This is a genomic window from Iodidimonas nitroreducens (genome assembly GCA_000710935.1).
Lineage (GTDB): Bacteria > Pseudomonadota > Alphaproteobacteria > Sphingomonadales > Rhodothalassiaceae > Iodidimonas > Iodidimonas nitroreducens.
Genome location: BAYV01000020.1, coordinates 23,661 through 34,551 on the forward strand (window position 1 = coordinate 23,661; position 10,891 = coordinate 34,551).

General features: G+C 60.5%; 7 protein-coding genes. All 7 read left to right on the forward strand.

Annotation, left to right across the window (positions count from 1 at the left end; all coding sequences use genetic code 11):
- Positions 1-21: 21 nt before the first annotated feature.
- Positions 22-1,284: a TolC family protein gene (locus tag AQ1_RS09060; RefSeq protein WP_042086462.1), complete on the forward strand. Its 1,263-nt coding sequence runs from the start codon at positions 22-24 to the stop codon at positions 1,282-1,284.
- A complete protein-coding gene (locus AQ1_RS09065) occupies positions 1,281-2,456 on the forward strand; it encodes an efflux RND transporter periplasmic adaptor subunit (protein ID WP_052371155.1) in 1,176 nt (391 codons plus the stop codon). The genes AQ1_RS09060 and AQ1_RS09065 overlap by 4 nt, the downstream gene beginning before the upstream one ends.
- An 11-nt stretch (positions 2,457-2,467) precedes the next feature.
- Positions 2,468-5,599: an efflux RND transporter permease subunit gene (locus tag AQ1_RS09070; RefSeq protein ID WP_042086464.1), complete on the forward strand. Its 3,132-nt coding sequence runs from the start codon at positions 2,468-2,470 to the stop codon at positions 5,597-5,599.
- Position 5,600: 1 nt separating this feature from the next.
- On the forward strand, positions 5,601-5,927 hold the full coding sequence (locus AQ1_RS09075) for a P-II family nitrogen regulator (protein WP_042086466.1): 327 nt from the start codon (positions 5,601-5,603) through the stop codon (positions 5,925-5,927).
- Positions 5,927-8,131 (forward strand): heavy metal translocating P-type ATPase, encoded by a 2,205-nt coding sequence (locus AQ1_RS09080; protein WP_042086468.1) that lies wholly within the window; start codon positions 5,927-5,929, stop codon positions 8,129-8,131. Before AQ1_RS09075 ends, AQ1_RS09080 begins: the two co-directional genes overlap by 1 nt.
- A gap of 1 nt (position 8,132) precedes the next feature.
- The gene (locus AQ1_RS09085; protein WP_042086470.1) at positions 8,133-8,690 is read left to right on the forward strand and encodes an isochorismatase family protein; all 558 of its coding nucleotides are present in this window, start codon (positions 8,133-8,135) and stop codon (positions 8,688-8,690) included.
- Positions 8,691-9,159: 469 nt separating this feature from the next.
- Positions 9,160-10,891, forward strand: a 1,732-nt coding sequence (locus tag AQ1_RS09090; protein WP_042086472.1) for a recombinase family protein, incomplete at its 3' end; no start/stop codon positions are given.

The following is a 10,891-nucleotide window of genomic DNA, read 5'->3' on the forward strand; positions in this document are numbered from 1 at the left end:
CCGAGACAGAGAGTTCAATGAATGAAATGCCAAAAACTGGCGCTTTTCGGCGCTGTCATCGCGAGCCTTTGGCTTGCTGAGCCCGGCTTAGCGCAGGAGAGCGCTGCACCGGACATAGCGCTCAGGGAATTTGCCCTCAGCGTCCTGAGTGATCATCCGGCCCTGCGTCAAGCCCAGGCCGAATTGGATGCCGCGCGCGCCCAGGCACGCGGCCAAGCGCAACCGCTCTACAATCCCGAGATTGAGTTTGAATACGAGGAAGCGCTCGACAATTCAAAGTCGGTCGGCCTATCGCAGACGCTCGATCTCAGCGGCAAACGGCGCGCGCGCGCCAACGTCGCCACGGCCGAGGTGGTCGCCGCGGAAGCGCGGTTCGCAATCACGCGCAAAACGATCCTCGCTAATCTCCTTATTGCGTTATCGGACTATCAGGTGCGCCGAGACGCAGTTCGCATAGCCGAGCAACGTGTCAGGCTGGACGAAGAGTTCCTTGCGCTTACCGAACGGCGTAATCGCGCGGGCGACCTGCCGCAATCGGACCTGCTGACGGCCCGATTGACTCTGGCTGAAGCACGAGCTGCGGCGAGCACGGCAAGCATCGAGTTCTCGCAAGCGGAGGAACGCCTGATCGCCGTCGTTGGCGGCGTGATGCCTCCACCGCCGCCGCTTATCGGTTCACCTCCGCAAAAGCGCCCCTCAATCGATGTAGTGAATGTCGAGGCGCTGCCGGAACTTCAATCGGCGCAGGCTGATACAGAAGCAGCGCGGTCTTTCGTCGGCGTGGCGAAGCGGAATCGCATACCTGACCCGACCTTAGGCGTCAAAGTTGGTGAAGAGCGAAGCGCACTCGATCCATTTGGGCAAAGAGAGTCCTCGACACTATTCGGGGTACGGCTGTCCATTCCCCTGCCCATTCGCAACACGTACAGTGCCGAAGTCGACGCCGCCAGGGCTGGTTCGATCGCGAGAGAGCAAAGCTACCGTGACTTGAGACGCAGGGTCGAAGCACGGCTTGCCGCAAGCCTTCGGCGCTACGAAACGGCGCTCAGCGCTTGGCAAGCCTGGACCGCCCAAGGGGCTGCGCCGCTCGAAGAGCAACGCGCGCTCCTGCAGCGGTTGTGGGAAGCCGGCGAAATCGACGCCGTCGATTACATCATTCAACTCAATCAAACCTTCGCAACGGAGAGCGCCGGTGTTGAGCTCAAGGGCCGTCTCTGGACCACATGGTTCGACTGGCTGGAAGCTTCCGCCGCGATCAGCGAATGGGTGGAGAATATCCAATGACCAGGAAAAATAAATTGTTCTTAGGTGGTGCAGCCGTCGTGGTGGCTTTCGTCGGCGCTGCTTTCGCGCTGATCAATCAGTCGCCGAATGCAAAGATTGAAGTCGCTGCTCCAGCGTCGCAAGAGACGGAGCACGGCGAGGAGCATGAAGAAGGCGGTGTCGTCGAAATGACCGCCGCCGATCGCAAGGCAAAGGGCGTCACCACGGCGCCCGTGGACTTGCGAGTCCTCACCGACGAAGCCGTTGTACCGGGTGAGGTAACGCTCGATCTATACCGATCAGCGCAGATTGCACCGAGAATATCCGCTCAAATTGTCGCCCGGCAGGCAAGGCTTGGGGACCATGTGAAGGCCGGACAAGCGCTTGTCACCTTATCCAGCGTCGAGATGGCGGATGCGCAAGGAAACCTGATCGTTGCCACGCGCGAATGGAGCCGCGTGCGCGAGCTGGGACGTGAGGTCGTTTCCGAGCGGCGTTATGTGGAAGCGCAGGTGGCTGCTGAGCAGGCACGCGCCAAGCTCTTAGCTTTCGGCATGACACCGGAGCAGATAGAGGGACTGGTCAAAAACGGTGACGCTTCTAAAGCGACTGGGATATTCGATCTTTTGGCTCCGCAGGACGGTACGGTCGTCAAGGACGATTTCGTTGTTGGCGAAGTCGTGGATGCGGGGCGCGTGCTGTTTCAGATCACGGATGAAAGCCGGGTGTGGGTGCAAGCCCAGCTTACGCCCGATCAGGTTGCTCATGCCGAGGTCGGCTCGTCTGTCCGTATTCTGATTGACAAGGACCACGCGGTCGGCGGCCGGATCGTTCAGGTCCACCACACGCTTGACGAGACGACACGCACCTTGCCGATCCGTGTCGAGGTCGACAATGCGGGCGACGAGCTACATCCCGGCCAATATGTCAGCGTTGCGGTTGGAGTCGGTGATGGCAAACAAGCGCTCGCCGTACCGGAGGCGGCCGTCACGCTCATGGACGGAAATCCGACCGTCTTCAAAGTCGAAGGCGACGAACTTCACCCGACGGCGATTAAGACCGGCGTGACGCGCGGCGGCTGGGTTGAGGTCGCGGCCGGTCTGAGCACGGACGATGAAATCGCGACGACTGAGGTCTTTCTCCTCAAGTCGCTCATCCAGAAATCCCAGATGGGCGAAGGCCACGGGCACTAAGGAGATAGATCATGTTGAACAAGCTCGTTGAACTTTCGCTTCAATACAAATTTCTTGTGATCATTGTCTTTCTGGTGATCGGCTTTCTCGGCTGGCGGGCGGTGACGACGGTTCCCATCGACGCCTTTCCGGATGTGACCCCGGTCCAGGTGAATATCTACACGGAGTCGCCCGGCCTCGCCGCAGAAGATGTCGAGCAACTTCTCACATTCCCCGTGGAATCGGCCATGGCCGGCCTGCCCGATGTCGACCAGATCCGCTCCGTCAGCCTGTTCGGCCTGTCTTATGTCTCGGTCTATTTTGAAGACGATGTGGACATTTACTTTGCGCGCCGCCTGGTTATGGAACGCTTGGCGGAAGTCCGCGACCGCATTCCCGAGGGCTACGGCACGCCGGAAATGGGACCGAATTCCTCCGGACTCGGACAAGTCTTCTGGTACACGCTGGAGCGCGCCGACGAACAACTCGCGGGCGATATCACCGACATGGACTTGCGCACACTGCAGGACTGGTCGATCCGTCTCATCTTGCGGACCGCGCCGGGGGTCGATGACGTGATGTCCTGGGGTGGCCAGGAACGCCAGTATCAGGTGCAGATCGACCCCCTGAAGCTCATTAAATACAAGCTCGGCTACCGCGATGTGATGGAGGCGATCGAGGCCAACAACCGTCAGGTCGGGGGGCAATATATCGATCAGGGACCAGAGCAGTTTTTGGTCCGGGGCCTCGGTCTCGTCGATGGTGAGCGCGATATCGGCACCATTATCCTCAAGGTCGAGGACGGCACGCCGGTCTATTTGCGGGACGTGGCGACGGTCGTACAGGCGCCATCGCTGCGCTTCGGCGCGGTGACGCGCGACGGCAAGGAGGTAGTCCTCGGCATGGCCTTATCGCGCATGGGCGAGAACGCCAAGAACGTGGTCGATGCTGTCAAGGAGAAGCTTTCCGTGGCCGAACAGGCCTTGCCTGACGGCGTCACGCTGAAGCCGATCTATGACCGCACAGAATTGGTGGAAAAGGCCGTCTCAACGGCGGAACGGGCTCTTATCGAAGGCTCGATCCTGGTCGCCATTGTGCTCTTCCTATTCCTTGGCGAACTCCGCTCGGCGTTTGTGGTCATCGCCGCGTTGCCCCTCGCCATGCTGATCGCCTTTATCTTCATGGAGCAGGCAGGCCTGTCGTCAAATTTGATGTCGCTGGCGGGGCTCGCCATCGGTATCGGCATGATGGTCGACGGCGCCGTGGTCATGGTCGAGAATTCCTTCCGCATTATGGCGGAGCGCCGCTCGCACGGCGAGGAGGTCAACCGAACGGCAGCCGTGCTGGCGGCGGCGCGCGAAGTCGCCAATCCGATAGCATTCGCAATCCTCATCATCATCGTCGTGTTCCTACCGCTTTTCAGCCTTGAAGGCCTCGAAGGCAAGATGTTCAAGCCGATGGCCTTCAACATCAGCTTCGCTATGGCGGGATCACTGCTCCTGACGCTGACGATTATACCGGTTCTGGCGGCGCTCATCCTTAAGCCCAAGGAAGAGCGCGATACCATGCTCGTGCGCTGGATCAAGCGCGGCTATCTGCCCCTGCTCGCCTGGTCGCTTGCAAACAAGCGAAAGGTCGTGATGGCCGCCGGTGCCTTGCTCCTGTTCAGCCTCGCGCTTTTTCCCTTTCTTGGGAAAGAGTTCATGCCGCAGTTGCAGGAAGGCTCAATCATGTGGCGGGTAACGTCGATTCCGTCCACCTCGCTCGACCAGTCGATCAAGGTCTCGAACGACATCTCGGCGGCATTGTCGGAGTTCCCGGAAGTTGACACCACACTCGCCATGATCGGCCGGGCCGAAAAGGGCGAGACTGCCGACGTCAACTACATGGAGATCTACACCGCCTTGAAACCCGAGGGAGAATGGAAGTCGGGCCGCTCGATTGAGGAACTGGCGGACGCCATGCGTGAAAAACTGGAAGAGGTCGTCCCCACCGCCGTCATCGCTTTCACCCAGCCGATCCAGATGCGGGTGGAAGAACTGATCTCAGGGGTGCGCGCCACCTTGGCGGCGAAGCTCTACGGCGAAGACCTGGCCGAACTCGACAGCCTGAGCCAAGAGATCAAGAACGCGATCGCCTCGGTCCCCGGTGTGGCCGATCTATCGCTCGAAGCTAATCTCGGCAAGCCGCAAGTGCGGATTCAGGTAGACCGGGACCAGCTTGCCCGTTATGGCCTCAACGCTGATGATGTTCTGACTATCGTCCGCACCGGAATCGGCAACGAGCCAGTTTCGACACTTATCGACGGCGTCAAACGATTCGACATCACGGCCCGGCTTCAGGACTCCTCGAAAACCTCCATCGAGGCGATCAAGGCGATCCCACTGCGTACGGCCGATGGGGCGATTATTCCGTTGAGCCGTGTCGCGGACGTGTCAGTGGCGGAAGGCTATTCCTTCGTTCGGCGCGAGCAATTGCAGCGTTATGCGGTAATCCAGATGGATGTCCGCGGACGCGACATTGACGGCTTTGTTCAGGATGCAAACCGGGCGATTAAGCAAAATGTGGAATTGCCGCCCGGCTATTGGATTGAATGGGGCGGTGCTTTCGAGAACCAGCAGCGCGCGCTCACGCGCCTTTCGATCATCGTACCGCTGACGATCTTTTTCATCTTCGTCCTTCTGTACACCGCGTTCAACTCGATCCGCCACGCAACGCTGATCATCGCCAATGTGCCATTCGCCACTATCGGCGGACTGATTTCGCTCGCCATCACCGGGCAATATCTGTCTGTGCCGTCGGCGATCGGCTTCATTGCGGTCTTCGGTGTCGCCATGCTCAACGGCATCGTCCTCGTCGAATTCATCAATGGATTGCGCGAAAAGGGACTGAGCGTTGGGGAAGCCGTACGACGGGGAACGGAACTCAGACTCCGCCCGGTGCTGATGACGGCAAGCGTGGCAATCCTCGGCCTGATCCCCATGCTGCTGTCGTCAGGTGTCGGTGCCGAAACCCAGCGGCCGCTTGCCACCGTCGTCGTCGGCGGGCTGATCACTTCGACGCTGCTGACCCTTGTCCTTCTCCCCGTCATCTATGAGTGGATGGAGACGCGCGTGGCACGACCCGTGGAAACCGCCCGACAGCTCGAATCGCAGGAGGTCTAATATGAAAGAAGTTAAAGCGTTTATTCACCGCAACCGGATCGCTGACGTTGTCCATGCCCTTAAGACAGCAGGGTTCCGGAACATTTCCGTGATCGACGTTAAGGGTATGCTGAAAGCCCTCGATTCTCAGGAACAGCAATATTCCATTGAGATTGGCGAAAAAGTCATCACAGAGGTGAAGCTGGAACTCGTCTGCGAGGCGGACAAGGTCGACCAGGCCTTGGCGTTGATTCGCGACAATGGGCGCACCGGACAACCCAATGCCGGCTGGGTTTATGTCAGCGAAATCGAAAGCGCATATCCGATCGACGACGGAAACGCGTCCTGATGGCGCCCGCATCTGAAGCGTCCGGCCTGACCTTCAAGGTGCGAGGGCTCGATTGCGCCGAGGAAGTGGCGGTGCTCCGGCGCGAGCTTGGCCCGCTTGTCGGCGGTGCGGACAACCTCGCCTTCGACGTCTTGAACGGCCGCATGACGGTGCTCGCCGAAGCGCCGCCGGCCTCCGCCGATGAGATCCGGGAAGCCGTCCGCCGGACGGGCATGACCGCGGTCGAATGGCGCGCCGGCGCGAAAAGCGCGGGTGACGAGAGCGACAGGCGCCGACGCCAACACATCTGGTTCACAAGTCTCAGTGGCCTATTTGTCGTTGCAGGCTTTGTCATCCACATTTGGCTCGCGGGCGGCTTCACCGAAGCCATTCGGCTTCTCGCCGGTCACGACGGAGAAGCCGTGCCTCTGCCCGAGATGGCGGCCTATGCGCTCGCCATCGGCTTCGGCATTCGCTTCGTCATCGTCAAGGCCTGGTACGCGGCGCTCGGCCTGCGGCCCGACATGAACCTTTTGATGACGGTCGCCATCGCCGGCGCCATCGTCATCGGCGAATGGTTCGAGGCAGCGACGGTCGCCTTCCTGTTCTCCCTCTCGCTCACCCTCGAAAGCTGGAGCGTCGGCCGAGCGCGCCGTGCCATTGCCGCTCTTGTCGATCTTTCTCCGCCCATGGTGCGTCTCCTGCGCGCAGACGGATCGGAAGCGGACGTGCCTGTGGCCGAGGTCAATCCAGGCGACCGCTTCATCGTTCCGGCTGGTGAGCGCATCGGGCTGGACGGGCGGGTCGCTGCCGGCGAAAGCGCTGTCAATCAAGCGCCCGTCACCGGCGAGAGCGTGCCGGTTGAAAAGGCGGAGGGCGCGGAGGTTTACGCCGGCACCATCAACGGCGACGGAACGCTCACGGTGGAGGCCACCAAGGCGGCCGGGGACACGATGCTGGCGCGCATCATCCGCATGGTCGAGGAAGCCCATGCGCGGCGCGCTCCTTCGGAACAATGGGTGGAGCGCTTTGCTCGTGTCTATACGCCCGCGGTCATGGCTCTCGCGTTGCTTGTATTCCTGGCGCCGCCGCTGGCGCTCGGCGGAGCGTGGGACGACTGGTTCTATCGCGCCCTAGTCCTGCTCGTGATCGCCTGCCCGTGTGCCCTGGTGATCTCGACGCCCGTCTCCATCGTCGCGTCACTGGCGTCGTCGGCGCGGGCCGGGGTGCTGGTCAAGGGCGGCGCCTATATCGAGCTTCCAGCGCGCCTGAAGGCGATCGCCATGGACAAGACCGGAACGATCACGCGGGCCGAGCCCGTCGTGGCTGAGGTCATCCCGCTCGGAAACCACACCGAGGCCGAGCTCGTTGCGCGCGCCGCCGCGCTTGAGGCGCGCTCCACGCATCCTCTTGCGCGGGCAATTCTGGAATATGCGGATCAACGGGGAATCACACCTGCGCCGGCGGGCGACGTGCGGGTTCTCAAGGGAAAGGGGCTGGCCGGAACCTTCGACGGCGAACGGTTCTGGCTCGGTTCCCACCGCTACGTCGTCGAGCGCGGTCAGGATACGCCCGAGACCGCAAGACAGGCGGAAGCGCTGGAAGCGGGCGGCAAGACCGTCATCGCCGTCGGCAACCCGCGTCATGTCTGCGGTCTCATCGCGGTCGCGGATACGGTCCGGCCGGAGGCGCGGGAAATCATGCAACAACTGCACGCCACCGGCATTGGGCATGTGGTCATGCTGACCGGCGACAACCGCGTCACGGCCAATGCCATCGCCCGCGATCTCGGCATCGACGAGGTACACGCCGAGCTATTGCCGGACGACAAGGTCAAGAAAATCGAGGAGCTTGTCGCGCGCTATGGTACGGTCGCCATGGTCGGCGACGGTGTCAACGACGCGCCGGCGCTGGCGCGTGCCAACCTCGGCATCGCCATGGGCGCGATCGGCTCGGACGCAGCGATCGAGACCGCCGATATCGCGCTCATGACCGATGACATCTCGAAACTGCCTTGGCTCGTCCGTCACTCCAAACGGACGCTCGCGATCATTCGCCAGAACATCGTCTTCTCACTCGGGGTCAAAGCGGTTTTCATGGGGCTCACCTTTGCCGGCTTCGCGACTTTGTGGGGCGCGATCGCCGCCGATATAGGCGCTTCCTTGTTGGTGATCGCCAATGCGCTGCGGCTATTGCGCCTGCGTGAAAGTCCGGAGAATTCATGAAATGAACCGCTCAACGGATTCGTCCAGTTCGAAATCATTCGGTTTACTTTTGAACCCGGAACACTGCGTCGTTGTTCTCATCGACTACCTCGCCAATTTTTCCGCTGGCCTGCCGGCCGAAGAAGCGCAGCGTTTTACCGAAGTGGTTGGTCTGCTTTTGAAAACAGCAGAAGAGCTTAAAATTCCGACAATCGTCACCGCACGATCAAATCGTGCGCGGAATGATAAACTGATAAACGCATCAGACAGCCATGGCTCGGGGGAAGATGCGATTTGGCGCGAAACAATAAATCCGTGGGCGAATGACTCTTTTCGGGACCATATTCGATCTTGTCAACGCAACCGCTTAATCCTTTGCGGCATGTGGTCAGATGATTCAGTCACCTTCGCCGCACTCAGCGCTTTGGAGGAAGGTTTCGACGTATACCTTGTAGTGGACGCGACGAGAGGGACTTCATTGGATATCCATAACACCGCAATGGCGCGGATGACGCAGATGGGAACTATTCCGATCAGCACACGTCAATTGATTTTGGAGTGGAAGGGAAGCGTCGAATAGTGATTGCAGATACCACTGACGGCGGAAGGAAGGCGGCCGAATGGGCGCCGATCAAGTCACGCTATCGTGTCCAGTCGGCCTCGACCTACCACGCCCGTGCGTGTGGCCCTCAAAGTTGCATCCCCCGGACACCACTTTTCCAAGAGCCGCATGGTCGATCCAAGCGGAGCAAAGACGGGCCAGCCGATGGTTGCTTGGGATGGATAACGTTGGGAAGCCCCGTATTGGGACTTATGCATCGTGCAGGCATGATCCTGCAGATGGAAAACAGCAAATTCACTCCAAATCCTAATGAGACGACTGCGCAAGAACGGAAACTTGCACATCCGATATCGCGCGAAATCGAGAACAGACTCCAAAGTATTGTGAAAGCACTTGCGCGCCAGGCGGCAAGACAGCACTACGCAGAAGCTTGTCTGAGGGCGAAAAAGGATTCAGAATCGAATCATTGAATCCGAGGACATGCCGCATGCCGACCGCAGCCCTTTACGCTCGTTACTCCTCCGACAACCAGCGTGACGCCTCGATAGAGGACCAACTGAGAATCTGTCGCGAGCGCGCGGAGCGCGAAAGGTGGCGCATCGTCGACAGCTACAGCGATCGTTCGATTTCAGGCGCGAGCCTGATCCGGCCAGGTATCCAGGCGCTTCTGCAGGACGCGCAGGCCCGGCGCTTCGATATTGTGCTCGCCGAATCGCTCGACCGCATCTCCCGCGATCAGGAGGATATCGCCGGCGTCTACAAACGCCTCACCTTCGCCGGGGTGCGCATGGTGACGCTCTCCGAAGGCGACATCAGTGAGCTCCATATCGGCCTCAAGGGCACGATGGGGGCGCTGTATCTCAAGGACCTCGCCGACAAGACGCGCAGAGGCTTGCGCGGCCGGGTCGAAGACGGCAAGTCGGGAGGCGGGAATTCTTACGGCTATCGCGTCGTGCGCCGGACCGGCCCCGACGGTGAGCCGGAACGCGGCGAGCGTGAGATCGATCCGGCGGAAGCTGCGATAGTGCGCCGCATCTTCGCCGACTATGCAGCCGGCAAGTCGCCGCGCCAAATCGCCCATGAGCTGAATGCCGAAGGCATTTCCGGTCCCCGCGGCAAGGGATGGGGACCGAGCACGCTATTCGGCAATGTGAAGCGCGCCAACGGCGTGCTCAACAACGAGCTTTACATAGGCAGGCTCGTCTGGAACCGCCAGCGCTTTCTCAAGGATCCGGATACGGGCAAGCGTGTCGCGCGCCCAAACCCTAAAGAGGAGTGGATCATCCAGGAGGTCCCGGAGTTGCGCATCATCTACGATGAACTTTGGGCCAAGGTGAAGGCGCGCCAAACCGCGATCCGCGAGCGCTATGTCAAGAATGGAGGCAACGGCCTTACCGCAACGCGCCGCACGCGCTACCTCTTCTCCGGCCTCATCAAATGCGCCGAGTGCGGGGGCGGCTATTCCATTGTCTATCGAGGTCAGTTCGGCTGCTCGACGGTGAAGAACAAGGGGACGTGCTCGAACCATACCCGGATCACGCGTGAGGAGCTGGAGACCCGCGTCCTCAACGCCCTGCGCAATCATCTGATGAAGCCGGAACGCTTCCACGCGTTCTGTGAAGAGTATACCCGTGAGATCAACCGCCTGCGGATGGAAGCGTCTACAGGAATCGCCGCCAAAGGGGCGGAACTGAAGAAGGTTGAAGGGGGAATCCGCAAGATCATCGACGCGATCAAGGAAGGCTATCGTACGCCAGGTATGAAGGAAGAGCTGTTTGAACTTGAAGATCGTAAGGCGCGTCTGACGGAGGAACTCGCCCAGGCGGAAGAGCCGCCAACGCTACTGCACCCCAACATGGCGCATGAGTACCGCAAGCGCATCGATGGTCTGTTTACGGCACTCGAAGACGAGCGTACTCGGCTTGAAGCCAGCGACGATATCCGGGCGCTGGTCGGCCGCATTATCGTTTCGGCCGGCGAGGATGGTAAAGCGGACCTATGGCTGGAGGGGGACCTTGCCGGCATTCTGACGCTGGCGGCCGGCAAAAAAACACCCGCCCATCCGGAGGACGAGCGGGTGCTGACATCGGTGGTTGCGGGGACATACAGCCGTCGATATCGGCAAAACGAAAAAAGCGGCCCGGATGGGGCCGCTATTTCCGCAGCACCTGGGGTGCTGACATCGATGGTTGCGGGGGTAGGATTTGAACCTACGACCT

What these genes read in the sequence shown, in the direction of transcription:
- AQ1_RS09075 (WP_042086466.1), top strand. Translation starts at nt 5,601, where the DNA reads ATGAAAGAAGTTAAAGCGTTTATTCACCGCAACCGGATCGCTGACGTT.
- AQ1_RS09080 (WP_042086468.1), top strand. Translation starts at nt 5,927, where the DNA reads ATGGCGCCCGCATCTGAAGCGTCCGGCCTGACCTTCAAGGTGCGAGGG.
- AQ1_RS09085 (WP_042086470.1), top strand. Translation starts at nt 8,133, where the DNA reads ATGAACCGCTCAACGGATTCGTCCAGTTCGAAATCATTCGGTTTACTT.
- AQ1_RS09070 (WP_042086464.1), top strand. Translation starts at nt 2,468, where the DNA reads ATGTTGAACAAGCTCGTTGAACTTTCGCTTCAATACAAATTTCTTGTG.
- AQ1_RS09065 (WP_052371155.1), top strand. Translation starts at nt 1,281, where the DNA reads ATGACCAGGAAAAATAAATTGTTCTTAGGTGGTGCAGCCGTCGTGGTG.
- AQ1_RS09060 (WP_042086462.1), top strand. Translation starts at nt 22, where the DNA reads ATGAAATGCCAAAAACTGGCGCTTTTCGGCGCTGTCATCGCGAGCCTT.